The sequence below is a fragment of the Phytohabitans sp. LJ34 genome, assembly GCF_052068095.1.
In the GTDB taxonomy this organism is placed as follows: Bacteria; Actinomycetota; Actinomycetes; order Mycobacteriales; family Micromonosporaceae; genus Phytohabitans.
This window is the reverse complement of record NZ_JBQHDG010000006.1, coordinates 115314-138596: the sequence shown is the minus strand read 5'-3', so window position 1 is coordinate 138596 and position 23283 is coordinate 115314. Positions and strand designations below refer to the sequence as shown.

At 72.4% G+C, this 23283-nt stretch carries 18 protein-coding genes; 11 read left to right on the top strand and 7 right to left on the bottom strand.

The window, feature by feature from the left end:
- The first annotated feature begins 33 nt into the window (after positions 1-33).
- The gene (locus ACTMTJ_RS12830) at positions 34-672 is read left to right on the top strand and encodes a LysE family translocator (protein ID WP_441216508.1); all 639 of its coding nucleotides are present in this window, start codon (positions 34-36) and stop codon (positions 670-672) included.
- Between the two features lie 31 nt (positions 673-703).
- The gene (gene mshC, locus ACTMTJ_RS12825; protein WP_441216506.1) at positions 704-1951 is read left to right on the top strand and encodes a cysteine--1-D-myo-inosityl 2-amino-2-deoxy-alpha-D-glucopyranoside ligase; all 1248 of its coding nucleotides are present in this window, start codon (positions 704-706) and stop codon (positions 1949-1951) included.
- 218 nt (positions 1952-2169) lie between these two features.
- On the opposite strand, the gene ACTMTJ_RS12820 is transcribed toward mshC, so the two are convergent.
- Together ACTMTJ_RS12820 and ACTMTJ_RS12815 are read right to left on the bottom strand one after the other, a co-directional pair.
- Positions 2170-2961 (bottom strand): GntR family transcriptional regulator, encoded by a 792-nt coding sequence (locus ACTMTJ_RS12820; protein WP_441216504.1) that lies wholly within the window; start codon positions 2959-2961, stop codon positions 2170-2172.
- A 174-nt stretch (positions 2962-3135) separates the two neighbouring features.
- A complete protein-coding gene (locus ACTMTJ_RS12815) occupies positions 3136-4005 on the bottom strand; it encodes a PAC2 family protein (RefSeq protein WP_441216502.1) in 870 nt (289 codons plus the stop codon).
- Between the two features lie 139 nt (positions 4006-4144).
- Between ACTMTJ_RS12815 and metH the strand changes: the two genes are divergently transcribed.
- From metH to ACTMTJ_RS12800, 3 genes are all read left to right on the top strand, one after another.
- Positions 4145-7648 (top strand): methionine synthase, encoded by a 3504-nt coding sequence (gene metH, locus ACTMTJ_RS12810; protein WP_441216847.1) that lies wholly within the window; start codon positions 4145-4147, stop codon positions 7646-7648.
- A 775-nt stretch (positions 7649-8423) separates the two neighbouring features.
- Positions 8424-8630: a hypothetical protein gene (locus tag ACTMTJ_RS12805; protein WP_441216500.1), complete on the top strand. Its 207-nt coding sequence runs from the start codon at positions 8424-8426 to the stop codon at positions 8628-8630.
- 11 nt (positions 8631-8641) lie between these two features.
- The gene (locus ACTMTJ_RS12800; RefSeq protein ID WP_441216498.1) at positions 8642-9004 is read left to right on the top strand and encodes a hypothetical protein; all 363 of its coding nucleotides are present in this window, start codon (positions 8642-8644) and stop codon (positions 9002-9004) included.
- 13 nt (positions 9005-9017) lie between these two features.
- Here the strand turns inward: ACTMTJ_RS12800 and ACTMTJ_RS12795 are convergent, their stop codons facing one another.
- Positions 9018-9530 carry a GNAT family N-acetyltransferase gene (locus tag ACTMTJ_RS12795; RefSeq protein WP_441216496.1) on the bottom strand — a complete coding sequence of 171 codons (513 nt, stop codon included), beginning with the start codon at positions 9528-9530 and terminating at the stop codon, positions 9018-9020.
- 68 nt (positions 9531-9598) lie between these two features.
- On the opposite strand from ACTMTJ_RS12795, the gene ACTMTJ_RS12790 reads away from it, so the two are divergent.
- Both ACTMTJ_RS12790 and ACTMTJ_RS12785 read left to right on the top strand, forming a co-directional pair.
- Complete coding sequence (locus ACTMTJ_RS12790) at positions 9599-10300, top strand: neutral zinc metallopeptidase (RefSeq protein ID WP_441216846.1); 702 nt, start codon at positions 9599-9601, stop codon at positions 10298-10300.
- 73 nt (positions 10301-10373) lie between these two features.
- A complete protein-coding gene (locus ACTMTJ_RS12785) occupies positions 10374-11009 on the top strand; it encodes an HAD family hydrolase (protein WP_441216845.1) in 636 nt (211 codons plus the stop codon).
- A gap of 51 nt (positions 11010-11060) precedes the next feature.
- Here ACTMTJ_RS12785 and ACTMTJ_RS12780 read toward each other — a convergent pair whose 3' ends face one another.
- From ACTMTJ_RS12780 to ACTMTJ_RS12770, 3 genes are read right to left on the bottom strand one after another with little or no spacing between them, the layout of a single operon-like run.
- Positions 11061-12185: an alanine racemase gene (locus ACTMTJ_RS12780; protein WP_441216494.1), complete on the bottom strand. Its 1125-nt coding sequence runs from the start codon at positions 12183-12185 to the stop codon at positions 11061-11063.
- Positions 12175-13761 carry an IucA/IucC family protein gene (locus ACTMTJ_RS12775; protein ID WP_441216492.1) on the bottom strand — a complete coding sequence of 529 codons (1587 nt, stop codon included), beginning with the start codon at positions 13759-13761 and terminating at the stop codon, positions 12175-12177. Before ACTMTJ_RS12775 ends, ACTMTJ_RS12780 begins: the two co-directional genes overlap by 11 nt.
- The gene (locus tag ACTMTJ_RS12770) at positions 13762-15219 is read right to left on the bottom strand and encodes an IucA/IucC family protein (RefSeq protein ID WP_441216490.1); all 1458 of its coding nucleotides are present in this window, start codon (positions 15217-15219) and stop codon (positions 13762-13764) included.
- 141 nt (positions 15220-15360) lie between these two features.
- Here ACTMTJ_RS12770 and ACTMTJ_RS12765 point away from each other — a divergent pair, with 141 nt between their 5' ends.
- The 4 genes from ACTMTJ_RS12765 (at position 15361) to ACTMTJ_RS12750 (ending at position 20586) form a co-directional block, all read left to right on the top strand.
- Positions 15361-18096 carry an Hsp70 family protein gene (locus ACTMTJ_RS12765; RefSeq protein WP_441216488.1) on the top strand — a complete coding sequence of 912 codons (2736 nt, stop codon included), beginning with the start codon at positions 15361-15363 and terminating at the stop codon, positions 18094-18096.
- A 1-nt stretch (position 18097) separates the two neighbouring features.
- Entirely contained in the window at positions 18098-18631 is a 534-nt protein-coding gene (locus tag ACTMTJ_RS12760; protein WP_441216487.1) for a ricin-type beta-trefoil lectin domain protein, read from the top strand.
- 249 nt (positions 18632-18880) lie between these two features.
- The gene (locus ACTMTJ_RS12755) at positions 18881-19750 is read left to right on the top strand and encodes a phytanoyl-CoA dioxygenase family protein (protein WP_441216485.1); all 870 of its coding nucleotides are present in this window, start codon (positions 18881-18883) and stop codon (positions 19748-19750) included.
- Positions 19751-20037: 287 nt separating this feature from the next.
- Positions 20038-20586 carry a DUF1062 domain-containing protein gene (locus ACTMTJ_RS12750; RefSeq protein ID WP_441216483.1) on the top strand — a complete coding sequence of 183 codons (549 nt, stop codon included), beginning with the start codon at positions 20038-20040 and terminating at the stop codon, positions 20584-20586.
- 204 nt (positions 20587-20790) lie between these two features.
- Here the strand turns inward: ACTMTJ_RS12750 and ACTMTJ_RS12745 are convergent, their stop codons facing one another.
- The gene (locus ACTMTJ_RS12745; protein WP_441216481.1) at positions 20791-23145 is read right to left on the bottom strand and encodes an ATP-binding cassette domain-containing protein; all 2355 of its coding nucleotides are present in this window, start codon (positions 23143-23145) and stop codon (positions 20791-20793) included.
- Positions 23146-23283 lie beyond the last annotated feature (138 nt).

Genomic DNA, 23283 nt, shown 5'->3' with positions numbered 1-23283 from the left:
AGTCGACCCGCGGCGGCACGGTAGCCTCGGCCTATGCCGTCGCCCGAACACCTGTTGACGTTCTCGCTGGCCGCCCTGCTGCTGATCGTCGTGCCCGGCCCGGCCGTGCTCTTCGCGATCAGCCGCGCGCTGGCGTACGGCCGCCTCGTCGCGTTCACCAGCATCGCCGGTGGGGCGTGCGGCAGCTTCACGGCCGCGGTGCTCGTCGCGGTCGGCGTGGGCGCGATCGTGCAGACCTCCGCGGTCGTCTACACCGCGATGAAGCTGGCCGGCGCCGCCTACCTGATCTACCTCGGCGTCCAGGCGATCCGGCACCGCAAGGCGCTGCGCGAGGCGTTCGCGGCGAAGGCGGCGCCGGTGGCGGGGCGGCGCACGTTCCTCCAGGGGTATGTGGTGGGCGTCACCAACCCCAAGACGGTGGTCTTCTTCGCGGCGATCCTGCCGCAGTTCGTCGATCCGGCGGCCGGGCACGCGGAGCTCCAGATGGTGGTGCTGGGTGGGGTGTTCGCGCTGATCGCGCTCGCCTCCGACACCGTGTGGGGGCTGGCGGCCGGCACCGCGCGCGCCTGGTTCGCCCGCTCGGCGCGGCGCCTCGACATGGTCGGCGGGGCGGCCGGCCTGACGATGGTCGGGCTGGGTGTCGGCCTGGCGGTGGAGGGCCGCAAGAGCTAGACCGGCCGGCGCGCTGGATAGGCTGGCCGTCATGGACTCTTGGACCGGCCACGAGGTGCCGCGGCTGCCGGGTAGCGGCCAGCCCCTCGCGTTGTTCGACTCGGCGCGCCGCGGCGTGCACCTCTCGGGCGGCCGGTCCGCCGCGCGCGGCATGTACGTGTGCGGCATCACACCCTACGACGCGACGCACCTCGGCCACGCCGCCACCATGATCACGTTCGACCTGGTGCAGCGGGCGTGGCGGGACGCCGGGCATTCCGTCACGTACGTGCAGAACGTGACCGACATCGACGACCCGCTGCTCGAGCGCGCGGCCCGCGACGGCGAAGACTGGATCGTGCTCGCCATGCGCGAGACGGCCCTGTTCCGCGAAGACATGGAGTCGCTGCGGATGATCCCGCCGGCGCACTACGTGGGCGCGGTCGAGTCGATCCCGGCCATCGTGGAGAAGGTGGCGGCGCTGGTCGACCGCGGCGCGGCGTACCGCCTCGACGACGGCACCGGCGACGTCTACTTCGACATCGCCGCCGCGCCCGACTTCGGGTACGAGTCCAACCTGTCCCGCGAGCAGATGATCGCCTTCTTCGCCGAGCGCGGCGGCGACCCGGAGCGGGCCGGCAAGCGCGACCCGCTCGACCCGCTGCTGTGGCGCGGCGCCCGCGAGGGCGAGCCGGCGTGGGCCGGCGGGGCGTTCGGGCCGGGCCGGCCGGGCTGGCACATCGAGTGCGCGTCGATCGCGCTCGACCTGCTCGGCGAGACCATCGACGTGCAGGGCGGCGGCAACGACCTGCTCTTCCCGCACCACGAGTGCTCCGCCGCGCATGCCGAGACCCTCACCGGCGCGGCGCCGTTCGCGCGGCACTACGTGCACGCCGGCATGATCGGCCTCGACGGCGAGAAGATGTCGAAGTCGAAGGGCAACCTGGTCTTCGTGTCGCGGCTGCGGGCCGACGGCGTCGACCCGATGGCGCTGCGCCTGGCGCTGGTCGCCGACCACTACCGCGCCGACCGCCAGTGGACCGACGACCTGCTCAAGATCGCACAGCAGCGGCTGACCCGGTGGCGCTCGGCCGCCGCGGCCGGCAGCGGCCCGTCGGGGGCCGATCTCCTGGCCGGGGTACGGGCCAGGGTGGCCGACGATCTCGACACTCCGGGCGCGCTCGCGCTCGTCGACGAGTGGGCCGACCGCGCTCTGGCCGGAGCGGGCTCGGCCGAGGACGCCGACGCGCCCGCCCTGATGGCGCGCACCGTCGACGCGCTGCTCGGCGTGCGCCTCTAGCGACTTTTGGGATCAGGGTCGCGCACCCGGGGGCGTTACCCCGCGAGGGTCAGTTGTCCGCAATGCCCGTTGCTGACGCGATGGAGACAGACCAAATCGAGGCGCCGTCACCAGCAGTAGCCGCCGCAGCGGCGTGACGCCGTTCGCGCGGTCGCGGCGGTTGCTTAGGGTGAGGTCGTCGAGGTTTCGGGACCGCGGCCAGCCCTGGCTCCGAAGCTCTAGCCGAGCGCCAGGCCCGGATCCGGGTCGGGGTCGGGTGTCGGGGCGGGGATCTTGTACTCCTCGGTGAGGGTCGTCATCGGGCCGGGCCAGGTCGCCTGGGCCACCTCGATCGGCCGGTGGTCCTCGTCGTACGCCACGTGCAGCAGGTGCAGTACCGGCGTGTCCGGCCGGATCTGGAGGATCTCCGCCTCCTCGCGGCTGGGCTGGCGGGCGCTGATGGTGTCGGTGGCCGAGACGTACCGGCGGCCGGTGACCTCCTCGGCTTCCTGGTAGAGCGGGCGGCCGAAGGCCTCGCGCCGCTCCAGGCCGGTGCCGGCGGCGTCGTCCACCCGGAACCAGGAGGCGCCCACCTCGACCGGCACGTCGTCGGTGCGCACGATGTAGCGGCGGACCACGAGGTCGGCGCCGTCGCGGATCCCGAACGCGTCGGCCACCTCGGGCGGCGCGGGGGCGCGACCCACCTCGGTGAGGTGCTGGCGGTAGCGGGCGGCGAGGTCGGCGTGGTAGCCGCGGTGGGCGCCGTAGCGGCCGCGGGAGAGCCGGTTGAGCCGCCGGCGGGTGCCCCGCACGTAGGTGCCGGACCCGGGCTTGGTGATCAGCAACCCTTCGACCCGCAGCTGGTCGACGGTGCGCTGCACGGTCTGCTTGGCGACCCCGAACATCTCCGCGATGGCCGGGATGGAGGGCAGCCGCTCACCGGGCGCCCAGTCGCCGCGCCGGATCCGCTCCCGCAACTGCGCCGCGATCTGCCGATGCGGGAACTCCGCGGCGCCAGGGTTGATACTCATAGTTTCCTAGGATGCCCTAGAGGTTGTGCCGCGCCGCACCCGACACGCCGACGGTCGTCGACGCGGGGGAGCGGTTGACCAGGGGTCAGCGTGACCAGCGGCGGACGGGTGAGGCCGCGGGAGCGACGGTCTGGACCACCGCGGACGTCGCGGTAGCCCAAATCTTGGCGGGTTTTACCAGGAGCCGGCGGTGGGGCCCGCGGAGCCGCCGCGGCGGCGCAGGTACTTTTCGAACTCCTGGGCGATCTCGTCGCCGGTGAGGGGCTGGATGCCGGCGTCGCCGACGCGCTCCTCCAGCTCGCGCACGTACTCGCCGAGCTCGGCGTCCTGCTCGGCGGCGGCGCGCACGCGCTGCTCCCACTCGGCCGCCTCCTCGGCCAGGTCGGCCATCGGCACCGGGAGGTCGAGCACGTCCTCGACGCGGTGCAGCAGCGCCTGGGTGGCCTTGGGGCAGGGCGGGTTGTTGGCGTAGTGGGGCACGTGCACCCAGAAGGAGACGGCGTCGACCTCGGCGCGGGTGCAGGCGTCCTGGAGCACGCCGACGATGCCGGTGGGGCCGTCGTAGCGGGTGGGGGTGAGGCGGTAGCGCTCGGCGGCGTCCTTGTCGGAGGCGCTGCCGCTGATCGGCAGGGGGCGGGTGTAGGGGACGTCGGCCAGCAGGGCGCCGAGCAGCACCACCCGCTCGATCTCCAGGCTGTGGCACAGCTCGAGGACCTGCTCGCAGAACGTGCGCCACCGCATGCTCGGCTCGATGCCGCGGATGAGCACCACGTCGCGCTCGGTGCCGGGCGGGTTGGCGCGCATGAAGCGGGTGGTGGGCCACTCGATGCGGCGGGTCTCGCCGTCGGCCATCGTGATGGTGGGGCGGCTCACCTGGAAGTCGTAGAAGTCCTCCGGATCGAGCGCCGCGATCTGCTTGGCTTCCCACACCTGTTCCAAGTGCTCGACCGCCGCCGTGGACGCGTCGGCGGCGTCGTTCCACCCCTCGAACGCGGCGATGGCCACGGGCGAGCGCAGCACCGGCAGGCCGTCAAACTCGGTCACAGGTCTCAGACTACGTGCCTGAGCGTGGCCTGACTCGGTAGCCTTCCCCGCCGGGCGGGTCGAGGGTGTGTCCAGCGTGCCTCGAACCAAGACGCGCGGCGGTATGGCGGGGCACTAACCTTGGAGCGTGCCGAACTCGCTGCTTGACGCGCTCGCCGACCGCATCCTCATCGCCGACGGGGCGATGGGCACGATGCTTCAGGCCGCTGACCTGGACGTTGACGACGACTTCCAGGGTCTCGAGGGTTGTAACGAAGTGCTCAACGTGACCCGTCCGGACGTGGTACGGGAGGTGCACGAGGCCTACTTCGCGGCCGGCGCGGACTGTGTCGAGACCAACACGTTCGGCGCCAACCTCGCCGCGCTCGGTGAGTACGACATCCCGCACCGGATCTTCGAGCTGTCGGAGGCGGGGGCGCGGATCGCGCGGGAGGCGGCCGACCGGTTCGCCACGCCGGAGCGGCCGCGGTTCGTGCTCGGGTCGATCGGGCCGGGCACCAAGCTGCCGACGCTCGGCCACGTGCCGTACGCGGCGCTGCGCGACGCGTACCAGCTGAACGCGGCCGGGCTGATCGCCGGCGGCGCCGACGCGCTGATCGTGGAGACCTGCCAGGACCTGCTCCAGACCAAGGCGGCGGTGATCGGGGTGCGCCGGGCGGCCGCGGAGGCGGGCCGGCACGTGCCGCTGATCTGCCACGTGACGGTGGAGACGACCGGCACGATGCTGCTGGGCAGCGAGATCGGCGCCGCGCTGACCGCGCTGGAGCCGCTGGGCGTCGACCTGATCGGGCTCAACTGCGCGACCGGGCCGGCCGAGATGACCGAGCACCTGCGCTACCTGTCGCAGCACGCGCGGGTGCCGCTGTCGGTGATGCCGAACGCCGGCCTGCCCGAGCTGACGGCCGACGGGGCGCGCTACCCGCTGACCCCGGACGAGCTGGCGGAGGCGCTGGACCGGTTCGTCAACGAGTACGGCGTGTCGCTGATCGGGGGCTGCTGCGGCACCACGCCCGAGCACGTCCGGGTGGTGTCGGAGCGCCTCGGCGGGGCGCACGCCGCGCCACGCCGGCCGACCACCGAGGCCGGCGTGTCGTCGATCTACCACCACGTGCCGTTCGCGCAGGACGCGAGCGTGCTGATGGTGGGTGAGCGCACCAACGCGAACGGGTCGAAGGCGTTCCGCGAGGCGATGCTCGCCGGTGACTACCAGTCGTGCGTGGAGATCGCGCGGGGGCAGGCGCGGGACGGCTCGCACCTGCTCGACCTGTGCGTCGACTACGTGGGGCGGGACGGCGCGGAGGACATGCGCGAGCTGGCCGGCCGCTTCGCCACCGCCTCCACCCTGCCGATCATGCTGGACTCGACCGAGCCGGCTGTCATCGAGGCCGGGCTGGAGATGCTCGGCGGCCGCTGCGTGGTCAACTCGGTCAACTTCGAGGACGGCGACGGGCCCGAGTCGCGGTACGCGCGGGTGATGCCGATCGTGCGGGAGCACGGCGCCGGCGTGGTGGCGCTCTGCATCGACGAGGAGGGGCAGGCGCGTACCGCGGAGTGGAAGGTGCGGGTCGCCTCCCGCCTGATCGACGACCTCACCGGCCGGTGGGGGCTCGCGGTGCCGGACATCCTGGTCGACTGCCTGACGTTCCCGATCTCGACCGGGCAGGAGGAGACCCGCCGCGACGGCATCGAGACGATCGAGGCGATCCGGCAGATCGCCCAGCGGTACCCCGGGGTGAACTTCACGCTGGGCATCTCGAACGTCTCCTTCGGCCTCAACCCGGCCGCCCGCCAGGTGCTCAACTCGGTGTTCCTGCACGAGTGCGTGGAGGCGGGGCTGACCAGCGCGATCGTGCACGCCAGCAAGATCCTGCCGATGTCGAAGATCCCGGACGAGCAGCGCACGGTCGCGCTCGACCTGGTGTACGACCGGCGGCGGGAGGGCTACGACCCGCTCCAGCGGTTCATCGAGCTGTTCGAGGGTGTCGACGTGGCGTCGGCGCGGGCGACGCGGGCGCAGGAGCTGGCCGGGCTGCCGCTGGACGAGCGGCTCAAGCGGCGCATCGTCGACGGCGAGCGCAACGGCCTGGAGGCCGACCTCGATGACGCGCTGACCTCGCGGTCGGCGTTGGCGATCATCAACGACATCCTGCTCGACGGCATGAAGGTGGTCGGCGAGCTGTTCGGGTCGGGGCAGATGCAGCTGCCGTTCGTGCTCCAGTCGGCCGAGGTGATGAAGACCGCGGTGGCCTACCTGGAGCCGCACATGGACAAGGCCGAGGACGGCGGCAAGGGCCGCATCGTGCTGGCCACCGTCCGCGGCGACGTGCACGACATCGGCAAGAACCTGGTCGACATCATCCTGTCCAACAACGGGTACGAGGTCGTCAACATCGGCATCAAGCAGCCGATCAACGCGATCCTCGACGCGGCCGAGCAGCACCAGGCGGACGCGATCGGCATGTCCGGGCTGCTGGTCAAGAGCACGGTCATCATGAAGGAGAACCTCCAGGAGATGGCCACCCGCGGTGTCGCGGAGCGGTGGCCGGTGCTGCTCGGCGGTGCGGCGCTCACCCGCGCGTACGTGGAGGACGACCTGCGCTCGATGTTCACCGGCGAGGTGCACTACGCCCGCGACGCGTTCGAGGGACTGTCCCTGATGGAGCGGGTGATGGCCGCCAAGCGCGGCGAGGCGCCGATGGTCGACCCGGCCCGCGAGGCGGCGCTGGCCGCCCGCCGGGAGCGCCGCGAACGGCAGCGGGCGATGGTCAGCGAGTCGCTGCCGGAGCTGAGCGACGACTCGGTCCGCTCCGACGTGGCCCGCGACGTCGACGTGCCGGCGCCGCCGTTCTTCGGCACCCGGGTGGTGCGCGGGCTGGCGCTGGCGGACTACGCGGCGCTGCTGGACGAGCGGGCCACGTTCCTGGGGCAGTGGGGCCTGCGCGGCTCCCGCGGCGGCTCCGGCCCCACCTACGAGGAGCTGGTGGAGACCGAGGGGCGGCCCCGCCTGCGGTACTGGCTGGACCGGTTGACCGCCGACAAGGTCCTGGAGGCCGCGGTGGTCTACGGGTACTTCCCGGCCTACTCGGAGGGCAACGACCTGGTCATCCTGGACGAAAACGGGCATTCCGAGCGGGCCCGCTTCACGTTCCCGCGGCAGCGCCAGGAGCGGCGGCTGTGCCTGGCCGACTTCTTCCGCCCCCGCGCGGAGGGGCTGGACGTGGTGGCGCTCCAGCTGGTGACGGTGGGGCAGCCGATCAGCGAGTACACGGCGAAGATGTTCGCCCGCAACGAGTACCGCGACTACCTGGAGGTGCACGGGCTGTCGGTGCAGCTGACCGAGGCGCTCGCCGAGTACTGGCACAAGCGCGTACGCACCGAGCTGGTCCTGCCCGGCGGCGGCACGGTCGCCGACACCGACCCGGCCGACCTGGCCGGCCTGCTGCGCACCGACTACCGGGGCTGCCGGTACGCGTTCGGGTATCCGGCCTGCCCGGACCTGGAGGACCGGGCGAAGGTGGTCGAGCTGTTGGGCGCGGACCGGATCGGGGTGCAGCTGTCGGAGGAGTTCCAGCTGGTGCCGGAGCAGGCCACCGACGCGATCGTGGTACACCACCCGGACGCCAACTACTTCAACGCCAAGTAGCGCTCCCCGATCAGACGATCCACAAGACGGCGGGCCGTCTTGTGGATCGTGGCCATCTGAACCTCTCGACTTTCGGAGTTTGAGACCGCGTGCGGCTCAGAGGCCAAGCAAGGCTTCGCAAGTCCGGTATCCACGGCGCTTCGGTGATCGTTAGCCGGAAACCCGTGTTCTCGCCGGCGTGTCACACGGGTTCCGGGCTAACGATCACGACGCCTTCCAGATCCTGAGCCGATTGTCCCGTCCCGTGGGAGGTGCGGGGCCGCGGCGGCCGCATCGCATGATCGTTCGCCCGATACCCGCGCTCTCCCCGGCGTGTCGTGTGGTTTCCGGGCGAACGATCATGGCACCGCCCACATGCCGAGCCACATCCCCCAAACCCTGGGAGGCCCCGCCGGAGGCGCCGACCTAACCGCAACCACAAGCCAAGCCGAAACCGCAAAGCAAGGAACAACCAGCGGCGGACGGGTGAGGCCGCGGGAGCAGCGGTCCGGACCACGGCCTGCATCGCGGTAGCCCAAATCTGTATCTCTTGTCGTCTCTGTTTATGTCGGGGCAATTGACAGATCGCAAATGCTGATTCCGATAGCCGGTGGGCGAATCGTCGGCGGAGCGCTCGACGCTAACGAGATGGTGATGCGAGACTTCGACATGGCAACCTGTCGGAGCGGAATGGGCGCCATGGAGTGCGGACATTCTTTCGCCCAATGGTCCAGTCGTTGGCGCGCGGGCACCACGGCGTTGGCGTCGTGTGCGAGTTGACCGGTAGTCTGTGGCCATGGCGACTCAGGATCACTCCACCGAGCCGGTGCCGGCGCTGCCGGAGGAGCTGCGTGGGTTGACCTACGAGCAGGCCACGCCCGAGCAGGTCGCGCGGGTGCGGGAGCACGTGCGGGCGCGGCTGGCCGCCGCCGACGCGCGGTGGACGCCCGAGGAGCGCGAGCGGCGTCACGCGGCGTTCCTCGATCGCCTCGACGCGGCGTGACGTTGCGGGCGGTGCTGGACACCAGCGCCATCCGGCTGTACGCGGCTCGTTCGCTCGAGGTGGGCGAGCTGATCAGGGAGCTGAGCGACGAGAAAGTGCGTTTCGGGCTGCCTGTCCTCTGCTTCGTCGAGGCCGCTCACGGTGCCGACAAAGAGGCCATGTCGTTGCTGGCGGTCCTTGGCGAGCATCAGTTCGCCGAGTGGTTGCCGCTCGACGGCGGTCAATGGCGTGAGGTGGCGGCGGCCGCGCATCTGCTCGGCACCGTCGGCCGTGCCTGCGCCGCCCTTCCGGTCGCCCACGACGAAGCCGTCTACGTGGTGACCGCCCACCCGGACGTGTACGAGAGCGCGGGCCTCGACGTCATCGCCATCTGAGCCGGCGGGTGGACTAGCGGCGGACGATGGCGTACATGACCAGATCGCGCCAGCGGCCTTCGCGGAACTGGGTGGCGCGCAGGACGCCCTCGCGGGTGAGGCCGGCCTTTTCCAGGGCGCGCTGCTCGGCGACGTTCTCCACGTCGGTGTACGCCTCGACGCGCTGGACCGGGGTGGTGTCGAACAGGTAGGCGACGAGGTGTTTCTGGGCGATCGTGCCGACGCCCTTGCCCCGCTGGTCGGGCAGCAGCGAGATGCCGATGTTCCAGCACCACCAGGCCGGCGGGCCGTAGTCCACCTTGCGCCACACGACGGTGCCGGCCGCGGTGCCGTCGTGCTCCACGACCAGGCAGCCGCCGTCGGGGGTGATCAGGCCGTTCTCCTCGAAGCGGCGCCGGGTGGCGCGGACGTCGCGGTAGCCGGACCAGTTGAAGGTGCCGGCGGCGTCCGGGTCGACGGCCTGCCGCTCGAACACCCAGAAGTCGTCCGCGGTGGCCGGCCGGAGGGCCACGTTCGCCTCGTCCACGCGCGCCAGCCTAGGGCCTTGGCGCACGCTTGCCGGTTGCCGCCCGGGGGTACAAACGGGACGTGAGGATGCGGTGGGTGCGGGTGGCCGGGCTGGTGCTGGCACTGCTGTCGGCGGCCTGTTTCGTGGGCACCGACGGCGAGGGTGAGCCGCCGGAGGGGCCGCCGCCCGCGTCGGCGGAGGAGTCACCGGGCGAGCAGGAAGACGGCACGATGACCGCCGAGGAGTTCGAGCGTGACGTCGAGGGCGCGGTCGAGGTGGCGGAGGGCTACTGGGGGCAGCGGGTGCGCGGCTTCGAGCCGGTGCGGCGGATCGTCCCGTACCGGCAGGAGGGCGAGGTGGCGTGCGGGGGCCAGCCGCTGACCCGCAACAACGCGGCGTACTGCTCGGCGGGCGACTTCATCGCGTACGACGTCAACTTCGCGGTGGGCGCGTTCCGGCAGGTCGGCGACGCGTTCATCTTCTACCTGCTGGGCCACGAGTACGCGCACGCCGTCCAGGCGCGGCTGGGCATCGCGCTGCGTTTCACGATCCAGCAGGAGCTCCAGGCCGACTGCATGGCCGGCGCCTACATCGGCGACTCGGTCAAGGCGGGCGCCCTCAGGCTGGCCCAGGGTGACATCGACGAGTTCCGGCGGGGGCTGCTGGCGGTGGGTGACGATCCGAGCGTGCCGTGGTTCGCGCCGGGCGCGCACGGCACGGCCGAGCAGCGCACGGACGCGTTCTTCGAGGGGTACGAGGGCTCGCTGGAACCCTGCGACGTCGGGTGAGGCGTCGGCCACAGCGGGCGGCCCCCGGGCGGGTGGATCGGGGAAGATCGGGGTTGTGACTGGTCTGGCCGCGGTGCTGTTCGACATGGACGGGACGCTCGTCGACAGTGAGCGGCTGTGGGATGTCGCCCTGCGCGAGCTGGCCGCCGAGTACGGCGGGAGCCTGTCCGAGGCGGCGCGGGTGGCGATGGTGGGCAGCGACGCCGCCACCTCGATGCGGATCCTGCACGCCGACCTGGGTCAGGAGTGGCGTGAGCTGGCGCCCAGCCAGGAGTGGATCGGGCGGCGGATGACCGAGCTGTTCCGCACCGGGCTGGTGTGGCGGCCGGGCGCGCTGGGGCTGCTGCGGGCGGTCCGGGCGGCGGGTCTGCCGACCGCGCTGGTGACCTCGACGGCGCGGCCGCTGGTCGAGGTGGCCCTGGAGACGTTGGGGCGGGACAACTTCGACGTGGTGGTGGCCGGTGACGAGGTGCGCGCGCCGAAGCCGGACCCGGAGCCGTACCGGCTGGCGGCGCGGCTGCTCGGGGTGCCGATCGAGCGGTGCGTGGCGATCGAGGACTCGCGGGCCGGGGTGACCAGTGCCCTCGCCGCGGGTGCGGCGGTGCTGGGGGTGCCGAGTGAGGTGCCGCTCGACCCGGCCGACGGCCTGCACCTTCTCGAAAGCCTGGCCGGCGTCGACCTGGAGCTGCTCGGCGGCCTGGCCCGCTGAGGCGGGCGCGACGCGGGCCCGACGCGGTGCGGCCGGCCGGGGTCGGCGGCCTCACACCACCAGGATCTGGGGGTGGGGGTGGCGCAGGTAGTCGTGGTGGGAGATGTCCCAGCCGTAGGCGCCGGCGTTCGGGAAGACCAGGACGTCGCCGACGCGTAGCCGGTCGACGTGCTGGCCGCGGGTGAGCACGTCGCGCGGGGTACACAGCTCGCCGGTCGCGTCGACCTCGGCGTCGCGGATCTCGGGGCGGGGGAAGTCGTACGGCCACTCGGCGCGGGGCAGGATCTGGAACGGGTGGCTGTAGCCCCAGGCGGCGGGGAGCCGGAAGTGGTGGGTGCCGCCGCGCAGCACGGCGAACCAGCGGCCGTGGGTGTGTTTGAGGTCGAGCACCTCGGCGGCGTACCAGCCGGCGGCGGCGGCCAGGAAGCGGCCGGGTTCGAACGCGAGCCGCACGCCGGGCGGCGGCCGCTGGGCGCGCAGACGGGGCAGCTCGAAAGCCTCCCGGCCCGAGTAGTCGACCCCCAGCCCGCCGCCCACGTTCACGTAGGACAGGGTGATCCCGAGGCGGGCGGCCATGGCGACGGACCAGCGGACCGACTCGTCGACGAACGCGGTGTGCGCGTCGGCGTCCAGGTTGTTGGAGACGGCGTGCAGGTGGAAGCCGACCACCCGCAGGTGCGGCAGGGCCGCGGCGAGGGCGGCGGCCGTGGGCAGCTGGGCCTCCTCGATGCCGAACGGGGTGGGCGCGCCGGTCATCCGGTGTGTGCCGCCCGGCGCGCCGCCGGCCCGGTTGACGCGCAGCGCGACGTCCAGGGGTGCCGAGGTGAGCCGGGCGAGGCGGCGCAGTTCGAGGACGCTCTCCACGTGGACCAGCGCGCCGGCGGCGACCGCGGCGCGCAGCTCGTCGTCGGTCTTGGCGGGGCCGCCGAAGGCGATCGTGCGGGCGCCGGCGTCGACGGCCAGGGCCAGCTCGCCGCCGGAGGCGACCTCGAGGCCGTCGCACACTTCCGCCAGGGCGCGGACCACGGCGGGGTGGCCGTTGGCCTTGACCGCGTACAGCAGGGTCGCGCCGGGTGGCAGCGCGGCGCGCAGGGCCGCCGCGGTGGCCCGCAGGACCGAGGTGTCGTACACGTACGCGCAGACCGGCGACGGGAGCCGGGTCAGGTCAGGGAGCATGGAGCGGGTTCCGGACCGGGATGTACACGTCGCCGTCGCCGGTCAGCCGCATCCGGACCAGGGCCTTGTGCGGCACCCGGTCGGCGGTGAACGCGGCGTGGTCGGCGGCCGCCGCGGCGGCGGTGACCGGGTCGGCGCGCAGCGGCTCGTAGGTCTCGTCGACCACCTCGCGGACCGCCCGCCAGCCGGCCGTCTCGTCCAGCCCGTGGCCGGCCAGCGCGATGACCAGCTCGCCCAGGTGGGCCTGGAAGGCGGTGTAGCCGAGCTTGGCGCGCGTGGTGTACAGGTCGTCGGTGCCGATCACCGAGCCGGGCCACAGGGTCAGCTCGGCGCCGGTGGCGGCCAGGCGGGGGCGGTGCAGGCGCATGCCGGCCAGGTCGCGGAGCACGAGCCGGTGCGGGCGGCCGGCGACGAAGGTGGGCAGGCAGTTCTGTAGGTGGGCTTCGAGCGCGATGCCGTGGCCGGTGACCAGGCGCAGCAGCGGCGGCAGCACGAGGCGGGCGTAGTCGGTGAGGAACGCGAGCGGGCCGCCGCCGTGCGCGCGGAGCAGGTCGCCGACCACCAGGGGGAGTGCCCCGCCGGGTACGACGCGCTCGCCGGGGGCCAGCCGGCCGGCGAGACCGTCGCGGAGGATCGCGGACGCGTCGCGGCTGCCGGACAGGGCCGCGCCGGCGGTCTCGGCGAGCAGGACGACGCGTTCCTCGGCGGCCAGCAGCCGGCGCAGCAGCGCGGAGAGGGCGGGCCCGTTGCGGGTGCTGGCGACGGAGATGCTGCGGCGGCTGGAGGTGACCTGGATGTCGAGGGAGAGCTTGAGGTAGCGGCCGCCGGGCAGCAGCAGGGTGCGCAGGGCGGCGGTGGGCACGGCCGGGACGTCGCCGTCGAGGATCCGGACGTCGGGGTAGCGGCGGGCCAGGACGGCGTCGCGCTGCCAGGCGTGCACGGGCTGCACGACGTGGCCGGGCGGGGCGGCCGGCACGTCGCCGCCCAGGACGGCGGCCATGTCGTCGCCGACGTGCGCGGCGCGGGGCAGCGCCACGAAGCCGATCCGGGTGGTGCCGGCCTCCAGGTCGTGGGCGAGCACGTCGTCGACGTCCCAGCCGATCCGGGTGCGGCCGCAGGGGTGGAGGTTGTGGCCGTCGATCGCCAGCCGCTCCAGCGCCACCGCCTCGGCGTCCGGCCCGTCGCCGGGCGGGCTCACCCCGTGCTGCCGCCGGGCGTAGGCGATGGCCAGGTTGACGACCGCGTTGGCGAGCTCGGCGGCCAGTGTCCACCCGCGACCCTCCACCGTGGACGGCGGCAGCAGGTCGACCGGGTCGTCGGCCGGTACCGTGTCGAACTCGACCCGGTCGAAGGCGTGCGGGCGCCCGATCCCGCGGTACCGGAGGCGGGTGCCGGCGAGGTCCTCACGCCACAGCGCGCCGAGGAGCCGGCGGCCGACGGCGGCCGCGGCCTGTGGCAGCGCGGCCTTGAACGGTGCGCGGAGGTGGGGGGCGAGCACCGTGAGGTGCGTCTCGGTGTGGGCGGCCGCGTCGCGGACGGTGCCGGGGGAGTAGGCGCACACGGTCAGCTCGGACACTTAGCCTGCCATCGGGTTGGGGAGCGACGCCCACACGTCGGTGAGTGGGTCGGTGGCCAGGCGCATCGCGGTGGTGGCCTTGACCGGCAGCGGGCCGTCGCGCAGCTCGGGGCGGGCGGCCCGGGTCCACAGTAGCTCCGGCATGATCGAGTACGCGTGCGCGAAGGCGGCCACCTGCTCGGCGAGGGTGCCGCTGACCGCGGCGGCGAGGAGCTTGGCGCGCAGCGCGTCCGGGTCGTCGGTGGCCAGGTCGCCGTGCAGCGGCGGCGCCTCCACGCCCGCGCGGCGCAGCGCGGCCGGGCTGATCCGCACGCCGCCGAAGTCCCGGTACAGCAGGCGGGTCGGGTGGCCGTCGCGGAGCACGACGAGGGTGTTCTGGCCGTGCGCCTCCAGGGCGACGCCGTGGCGCAGCAGGTGCAGCAGCGGGTCGAGCAGGACGCCGGCGAGCGCGGTGAAGAAGCCGAGCGGGTCGGGCAGTGGGTGCCCGGCGCGGACCGCGGCGGCCAGCGCGGCGAACGGCACGGCCACCTCGCCCGGTGCCAGGCGGGGCACGCGCCGCCGCAGGTAGGCGAGGCTGCGCGACGGCTCCCCGTCGACGAGCACCGCGCCGGCCCGGTCTTCGGCCAGTACGTCCAGGCCGGGTGTGGCGAGGGATCGCAGCAGCGCGGTCACCGCCGGCCCGTTGCGGACCGCGGCGGGTGACACGGTCCGCACGGCCGAGGTCATCGTCACGTCGACCGCCGTCTTGACGTGGACGGCGCCACCCGGCAGCGCCATCGTGCGCAGGGACATCAGCGGCCGCGCCGGCTGGCGTCCCACCGGCACCAGCCACGGGTACGCGTCGAGGACGTGCTCGCGCTGCCACGGGTGGACCAGCAGCAGGGGCGGGCCGCCGCCGTACCAGCGGGCCGGTGGCACCCGCACCACGTGCAGGCGGACGACCGGGCGGTGCTCGGGGGCGTACCGCAGCACCTCCGGTGTGGACATGCCGATCCGGGTGCGGCAGCAGGGGTGCAGGGGGTGTCCGTCCACGACGGACTGCTCCAGCTCGGCGAGGGTGCCGGTGAGGGTGGGCGCGCGGGCCGGCGCGGTGCGGGCGAGGGCGAGGTTGGCGACGCTGTTGTCGACCTCGACGGCGAACCCGGGATGGCCGAGCGCGCGGGCCAGCGCGGCCGGGTCGGTGTACGGCACGCCGTCGAGGCGCACGGTGAGGCCGTCGGGTGCCGGCGCGTACGGCTCGGCCGCGTCCGCCGGGCCGGTCAGCACGCCCGCGTCGAGGTGCACGGCGCCCGGCTCGCGCCGCCGCACGCCCGGGATCGGCTCGCGGGTGTAGGCGCCCCAGAGGCGGCCGAGGACCGCGGCCCGCGCCCCGGGCAGCGCCCGCTCGAACGGGACGACCAGATCCGGCCGGGCGCCGCGCAGCGCGGTCAGGGTCGCGGCCGGGTCGGGGGCGTGCACGCGTCCATCTTCCCGAAACTAGTATCCTAGGACGCTCTACAGGGTGTGCCTACGGCCACGGGACGCGCACGACCTCAGCGCCGACGGCTGGACGCCCGCGGGTACCATCCGGCGGCGGCGCGACAGGGGAGGGGTGGCGGCGTGGACGGATCGGTACGCCTCGCGGTGGACCTGGGCACGACCCACACCGTGGCGGTGGTACGCCGGGGCGGGCAGGAGCCGCGGACGCTGCTGTTCGACGGCACGCCGCTGCTGTCGTCGGGCGTCTTCGTCGACGCGACCGGCGGCCTGCACACCGGCCGCGACGGCACCCGGCTGGGCGGGGCGTCGCCGGAGCGGTTCGAGCCGCACCCCAAGCGCCGCGTCGACGAGGGCACGGTGCTGCTCGGCGAGCACGAGGTGCCGGTCGAGCAGCTGCTCGCGGCTTCGCTGCGGCGGGTGGCGGACGAGGCGCGCAACGCCGGGATCTCGCCGGAGGGCGCGACGGTGCTCACCTGCCCGGCCGACTGGGGGCAGCCGCGCCGCAACGTGTTGCGCGCGGCCGCGTGGCGGGCCGGGCTGGGTCAGGTGACGCTGCTGGACGAGCCGATCGCCGCGGCCACGTACTGCATGCAGGTGCTGGGCCAGCAGGTGCCGCCGGGTGGCTGCCTGGGGGTGTTCGACTTCGGCGGCGGCACGTTCGACGTGGCGGTGGTGCGGCGGGAGCCGGCCGGGCTGCGGGTGCTCGCGACGGGTGGCCTCGACGACCTGGGCGGCCTGGACGTGGACAGCGCGCTCGTCGCCCACCTGGGACAGCTCGTCGCGGTCCGCGACCCGCAGCTGTGGCGGCGGCTGGCCGAGCCGGGCGACGGAGAGCAGCGGCGCGAGCGGCAGGCGTTCTGGACGGAGGTGCGGGCGGCCAAGGAGATGCTGTCCCGTTCCTCGACGGCGCCGGTGCACGTGCCGGGCCGGCCGGAGCCGATGCACCTGACCCGCGACGAGCTGGAACGCGTCGGGGGTCCACTGGTGGCGCGGGCGGTGGACGAGACGCGCCGGGTGCTCCAGCGGGCTGGTGTGGAGCCGGGGCTGCTGGTGGGGCTGCTGCTGGTGGGTGGTTCGAGCCGGATCCCGATGGTGGCGAGCCGGCTGCACGCGCGCCTGGGTGTGGCGCCGTCGGTGCCGGAGCAGCCGGAGCTTCCGGTGGCGTACGGGGCGCTGGTGCACGCGATGGCGGCCGCTCCGGCGGCGCCGGCGAGCGCGGCGTTTCCGGTGTCGGGGCCGTTCGGTTCGCCGGCCGGGCCGTATCCGGTGTCGTCGCCGTTTCCGGCGGGGGTGGTGTCGGCGCCGATCCCGGCCTCGCCGGCGCCGAGTCTTCCGCCACCGCCACCGCCGCACCAGGGGCCGGGGATGCCGCCGCCGCGCCCGCCGATGGTCAACCCGGTGCCGCCGGTGAAACGCAAGAAGCGGCCGGTGCGCCGGGCGGTGTTCGCCGGTGTGGTGTTCCTGGTGGTGGGTGCGCTGGTGGCGGGTGTGGTGCAGGGGAGTAGGTGGCTGAGCCGCACGCTCGACGGCGACCTGGGCGGCGGCCTGAACTTCGGGCAGCCGGACGACGACAGCGGCGCCGGGAAGGGCGACCTGGGTTCGGGTGGCACGTTCCCGCTGTCGCAGCCGGGCGCGGCGGCGGTGACGGTGTCCGGGGAGAACGTGGTCGTGGCCGCGGTGGGCAGCGGCTTCACCGAGGTGACGGCGTTGCCGGCCAAGGGCGGCACGGCCAAGTGGACGACGCGGGTGTCGTTCGAGCCGGAGGGTGTGAAGCTGACCGCGGTCGGCGACCTGATCGTCGTGGACGGGGACAACTCGGTCACCGACGGCGGCGACGACGTGCGCGCGGTGCTGTCCGCCACGGATGGCGCGCCGCGGTGGAAGGGCGGGTGGGAGTCGCGTACCGACGTCGCCTACCTGGGCACCGACGTGGTGGTCGACGTCGAGGACTCGCACAACGGGCACCAGCTGCTGCGGGTGGACCTGCGTACCGGCAAGCAGAAGTGGAAGCGGGTGCCGGGCAGCGAGGAGTCCCTGGCCATCGACGAGCACCGGGTCGAGCCGGTGCGGCAGTGGGTGGGTGCCAAGGGTGGTGCGTTGCCGGGTGTGGACGGGGTGCTGTTCGACGCGCTGACCGCGGGTACCGGCGCGGTGGTGGAGCTGGAGGCGGACGAGGGCAGGGGAGCGGTGGTGGACGCCGCGACCGGCCGGCCGAAGTCGTCGGGGACGCTGCCGTTGAAGAACGAGTACTGGACGGTGTACGGCGGGCTGGTGATCGGGGTCCAGAACGACGATGTCGGCAAGGGCCGGGAGGTTCTGGCCGGCTACAAGCTGTCCGGTTTCGGCAAGGCGTGGACGGTGCCGCTGCCGGCCGGGCAGACGGTCGAGCGGGTGAAGCCGTGCGGCGAGTTCCTGGTGTGCGTGGCGATCGACGCGGACGCGCAGAGCCGGGTGTCGGCGATCGACGTGCGCAGCGGCAAGGAGGCGTGGAAGGCGCTGGTCGCGTCCGGGGACGACGCCAGCTGGTATGTGACGCCGGCGGGTCTGGTGTTGGGGAAGGCGACGTTCTCGGCGGTGACCGAGGGGAGTGTGCTGGGCCCGGACGGCAAGGTGCTGCGGCCGCTTCCGGACGGAGGGTCGATGGAGGCTCTCCACGGCGGGCGGATGGTGATCCGCGACACCCGGCTTGCGGGCACGGAGCTGCGGTGGCAGGTGTACGTCGCGGCTGTCGGTGGCGAGGCGACGAAGGCGGTCGACGTGGGTACGGAGGCGCCGGAGCAGCTGGCGATCGGCGGTGACGTGCTAGCTGTGGTGACGAAGGACAGAAAGGTGACGGTGCTGCGCGCCAAGGTCTAGAGTGGACAGTCGCGGCGTCGATGTGTTTGAATGTCTTCATCGATTTCGCGGGGGAGGCATCGTGCTGGGGTTCGCGCGCCAGTTCAGGGTGTGGCTCGGTCTTGGGGTGGCGGCGGTGACCGCCGCGGGCGGCGTGCTGGTGACGGCCGCGCCGGCCAGTGCCGCTCCGGTCCTGTTCACGATCAAGAACAGGTTGACCGGGAAGTGCCTGGCCATCAACACCAGCAATGTCATCTCGGTGCAGAGCTGCAACGGCGGCGTCTTCCAGCTCTGGTACACCGAGCTTGACGGCGCTACGTACGCCATCCGCAGCTACCAGCGCTCGGTATGCGTTGGCCACAACGCGGTCACGGGGGCGGTCACCTCATCGGCCTGCTCCAGCGCGACGGCCCAATGGTATTCGATCGTCTCTGGCGACTGGGACCTCATCCGCAGCTCGGTGACGTCCCGCTACCTGGCGGCCACCACGTCTGGTGCCGCGACGACGGTCACCACCAGCGGCGCGGCCGCTCAGTGGGACTGGATCATCCAGTAGCCCGGCGCGCCCGTACTGATTTTGATGCGACGGCCCGTCTCCCGGGGCTGATCAGTGTTGCGTAATGCGAGTAGTCTTCCGGGTCGTCGCCGGCGATGACCGGCACGCACCGTACGTCAGCTGCCCGACACCCTCCGTCAGACGTGGCTGTTTCACAGGAACTTCATGGGCCTGGAAGGCAACGTCCCGGCGAGGGCGGCTCGTCGTACGCAGCGTAGAAGACTGTCCACGGGAGGAAAGGACCCCTTCGTGACCACCCCTGTCTCGGCCCGTCCCCATCCGGGCACCGCAATGACCGACGAGCAGCGCGCCGACTTCGAGCGGGACGGTTTCATCGTCGTCCCCGGCGTGCTCTCCGAGGACGAGGTCGCCCACTACGCGGCGGCTGTTGACCGGGTCTACGAGGAGCACGCCGCCGCCGGCAAGCTCGCCGCCGACCGGTCGCTGCACAAGCTCAACGCGGTCGGCAGCTGCCACGACCTGGCTCCGCTGCTGGACCACCCGAAGGTGTTCGGCCTGGTGTGGTCGATGCTGGGCTGGAACGTGCACGTGTACCACTCGCACCTGGACGTGCACCCGCCGCTGACCGAGAAGAAGCCGTTCCGCTTCGAGTGGCACCAGGACGGCGGCCGGCAGAACCGCGAGATCGAGACCGACCCGCGGGCGCGCCTGTCGGTGAAGATCGCGTACTGGCTGTCGGACGTCTCGCAGCCCGGCCGCGGCAACTTCCAGGTCGTGCCGGGCAGCCACCTCACCAACTGGATCGACGGCCCGCCGCGCCGCGACATGGAGTGGCCCAACCCGGAGGGCGCGATCGAGGTCACCGCCAACCCGGGCGACGCGGTCTTCTTCGACCGCCGCATTTGGCACGCCCGTTCGAACAACTACTCGGAGATCACCCGCAAGGGCGTCTTCTTCGGGTACACGTACCGCTGGGTGCACACCCGCGAGACGACCGACGACTTCCCGGGCCTGACGCCGGTGCAGCGGCAGCTGATCGGACTCGAGGACGGCGACGGCGACCACGCGTGGGGTCACTACCCGGAGCAGGTCCCGCTGTACGGCCTGCTGAAGGAGAACGACCTGCTCGACCCGAAGCACCCTCCGCTCAAGCCGTAACCGCTCCACCCCTCGAAAGGCCCGGCCGCCATGGCCGGGCCTTTCGCGTGAGCGGGGCCGCCCGTTCTAGTTGACATAATGTGCATTATCGAACATCTAGCGGGCGCCGTTATATGCGTGGCCGGGTCCGGTCGGCGGCCCATACGATGCCGGGACCAGCCCTTTCGAAGTGAGGACTTCGCACGCGCATGACACCTGCTCTCTAGACCTGACTTTTTCCGCGCATCGGTCGCCGACCCCGCGTCGGCTCTGCTTTCCGTGCTCTTCGTCAGGTCTTGAGAGAGTTCATGTCTTCGCGTCCTCATATCGTGCTGCCCTGGGTGGTGCGGCGTACCCGCCTGCCCCTGCTCACCGTCCGCTGCGTGGACTGCCCGTCCGACCGCGCCACCGTCGGCAACGGCAAGTTCCGCGTCAACGCCAACGGCAAACGTCTCGACGTCTGGCTCCTGGTCAACTGCGTGCACTGTGACCGGACCAGCAAGCTCACCGTCCACGACCGGGTCCCGGTCCGGTCGCTGCCCGCCGATGTCCTGGCCGGCTACAGCGCCAACTCGCCGTCCCTTGTCGCGCGGACCCTCTTCGACCCGTGGCTGGCCCGGCGCAACCGGTTCGGGCTCGACTGGGACGGGTGCTGGGAGCTGCTCGCGCCGCCCCTGCCCGAGGACCCGTGGCCGCTGCGGGTCACGGTCACCTTCGACGATCCGGTGCCGGTCCGTCCCGAGTGGCTCATCGCCCACGCGTCGGGCCTGAGCCGGCAGGAGGTCGCCCGCCGCGTCAAGATCGATATCCCGCTGAACCGGAAGACGGCACGGGACTTCTCGTTCGTCCTGCTATGACGCGCCGATCCGAGACCAGGCATTGTGGACAAACGTCGACCACCGCCTGGCGCGAGCTCAAACTCTCCCGCCGGTTGGGCTTGGCGGGCGGGCCTGGCAGCGGGGGTCGGGGATTTCGGCTCGGTCTGCGAGCCGCCGACCCTCGCGGTCTCCGGCGGGAGCGGCGGTCCGGCGCTGACGCGGACCCGGGCCGGAACGAATGTCTTAGGCGGCGACGTAGTCGGCGAGGTGTTCGCCGGTGAGGGTGGCGCGTTTGGCGACCAGGTCGGCCGGGGTGCCCTCGAAGACGACGCGGCCGCCGTCGTGGCCGGCGCCGGGGCCCAGGTCGATGATCCAGTCGGCGTGGGCCATGACGGCCTGGTGGTGTTCGATGACGATGACCGACTTGCCGGCGTCGACGAGGCGGTCGAGCAGGCCGAGCAGCTGTTCGACGTCGGCCAGGTGTAGGCCGGTGGTGGGTTCGTCGAGGACGTAGACGCCGCCCTTCTCGCCCATGTGGGTGGCGAGCTTGAGGCGTTGCCGCTCGCCGCCGGACAGGGTGGTCAGCGGCTGGCCGAGGCTGAGGTAGCCGAGCCCGACGTCGGCGAGGCGGTCGAGGATGGCGTGCGCGGCGGGGGTCTTGGCCTCGCCGGCGGCGAAGAACTTCTCCGCCTCGGTGACCGGCATGGCGAGCACCTCGGCGATGTTTCGGCCGCCCAGCGTGTACTCCAACACGGAGGCCTGGAACCGCTTGCCTTCGCATTCCTCGCAGGTGGATTCGACGGTGGCCATGACGCCGAGGTCGGTGTAGATGACGCCGGCGCCGTTGCAGGTGGGGCAGGCGCCTTCGGAGTTGGCGCTGAAGAGGGCGGGTTTGACGCCGTTGGCCTTGGCGAAGGCCTTGCGGATGGGGTCGAGCAGGCCGGTGTAGGTGGCGGGGTTGCTGCGCCGGGAGCCGCGGATGGCGGTCTGGTCGACGGTGACGACGCCGTCGCGCGGGGACACCGAGCCGTGGATGAGGGAGCTCTTGCCGGAGCCGGCGACGCCGGTGACGACGACCAGGACGCCGAGCGGGATGTCGACGTCGACGTCTTGGAGGTTGTGGGTGCTGGCGCCGCGTACCTCGAGGCTGCCGGTGGGTGTGCGGACCTCGGTCTTGAGGGCGGCGCCGTCGTCGAGGTGGCGGCCGGTGAGGGTGCCGCTGCCGCGCAGGCCGTCGATGGTGCCTTCGAAGACGACCTCACCGCCGGCGGTGCCGGCGCCGGGGCCGAGGTCGATGACGTGGTCGGCGATCGCGATGGCCTCGGGTTTGTGCTCGACGACCAGGACGGTGTTGCCCTTGTCGCGCAGGCGCAGCAGCAGGTCGTTCATCCGCGCGATGTCGTGCGGGTGCAGGCCGATGGTCGGCTCGTCGAAGACGTAGGTGACGTCGGTGAGCGACGAGCCGAGGTGGCGGATCATCTTGGTGCGTTGCGCCTCTCCCCCGGACAGGGTGCCGGAGGGCCGGTCGAGGGACAGGTAGCCCAGGCCGATCTCGGCGAACGAGTCGAGCAGGTGCTGGAGGCCGGCCAGCAGCGGGGCGACGGTCGGCTCCTTGAGGCCGCGGACCCAGTCGGCGAGGTCGCTGATCTGCATGGCGCAGACGTCGGCGATGCTCTTGCCTTTGATCTTCGAGGAGCGGGCTTCGGGGCTCAGCCGGGTGCCGTCGCACTCGGGGCAGGTGGTGAACGTGACGGCGCGTTCGACGAAGGCGCGGATGTGCGGCTGCATCGCCTCGACGTCCTTGGCCAGGAACGACTTCTGGATGGCCGGGATGATGCCGGTGTAGGTGATGTTGATGCCTTCGACCTTGATTTTGGTGGGTTCGCGGTAGAGCAGGTCGTGCAGTTCCTTCTTGGTGTACTTGCGGATGGGCTTGTCGGGGTCGAAGTAGCCGGCGCCGCGGAAGATCCGCCCGTACCAGCCGTCCATGCTGTATCCGGGGATGGTGAGCGCGCCCTCGTTGAGGGACTTGCTGTCGTCGTAGAGGGCGGTCAGGTCGAAGTCGGTGACCGAGCCCATGCCCTCGCAGCGGGGGCACATGCCGCCGAGGCGGGTGAAGGTGGCTTTCTCGGCTTTGGTCTTGCCGCCGCGTTCGACGGTGATGGCGCCGCTGGCCTTCACCGAGGGGACGTTGAACGAGTAGGCGTTGGGTGAGCCGATGTGCGGCTTGGCGAGGCGGCTGAACAGGATGCGCAGCATGGCGTTGGCGTCGGTGGCGGTGCCGACGGTGGAGCGGGGGTTGGAGCCCATCCGCTCCTGGTCGACGATGATGGCGGTGGTGAGGCCGTCGAGGAGGTCGACCTCGGGCCGGGCCAGGGTGGGCATGAAGCCCTGCACGAACGCGCTGTACGTCTCGTTGATCATCCGCTGGGACTCGGCGGCGATGGTGCTGAACACCAGGGAGCTCTTGCCGGAGCCGGAGACGCCGGTGAACACGGTCAGCCGGCGCTTGGGGATCTCGACGCTGACGTCCTTGAGGTTGTTTTCCCGGGCGCCTTGGACGCGGATCAGGTCGTGGCTGTCGGCGGGGTGGGTCATCGTCTCTCCATCTGTCCGGCACCGGTTCGGTCCCCTGTCTACCTGATCAGACGCTACGCGCGGGGTCCCGGGCGGCGCTTCTCGAATCCTGACCGGCCGCCCGACCGCGTGTCGGTGGACGTTGTCGGACCGGGCTGG

Excerpts from the sequence above, each read along its gene's own strand:
- ACTMTJ_RS12830 (WP_441216508.1), top strand. The coding sequence starts at position 34 with ATGCCGTCGCCCGAACACCTGTTGACGTTCTCGCTGGCCGCCCTGCTG.
- mshC (WP_441216506.1), top strand. The coding sequence starts at position 704 with ATGGACTCTTGGACCGGCCACGAGGTGCCGCGGCTGCCGGGTAGCGGC.
- ACTMTJ_RS12820 (WP_441216504.1), bottom strand. The coding sequence starts at position 2,961 with ATGAGTATCAACCCTGGCGCCGCGGAGTTCCCGCATCGGCAGATCGCG.
- ACTMTJ_RS12805 (WP_441216500.1), top strand. The coding sequence starts at position 8,424 with ATGGCGACTCAGGATCACTCCACCGAGCCGGTGCCGGCGCTGCCGGAG.
- ACTMTJ_RS12790 (WP_441216846.1), top strand. The coding sequence starts at position 9,599 with ATGCGGTGGGTGCGGGTGGCCGGGCTGGTGCTGGCACTGCTGTCGGCG.
- ACTMTJ_RS12780 (WP_441216494.1), bottom strand. The coding sequence starts at position 12,185 with ATGCTCCCTGACCTGACCCGGCTCCCGTCGCCGGTCTGCGCGTACGTG.
- ACTMTJ_RS12750 (WP_441216483.1), top strand. The coding sequence starts at position 20,038 with ATGTCTTCGCGTCCTCATATCGTGCTGCCCTGGGTGGTGCGGCGTACC.
- ACTMTJ_RS12745 (WP_441216481.1), bottom strand. The coding sequence starts at position 23,145 with ATGACCCACCCCGCCGACAGCCACGACCTGATCCGCGTCCAAGGCGCC.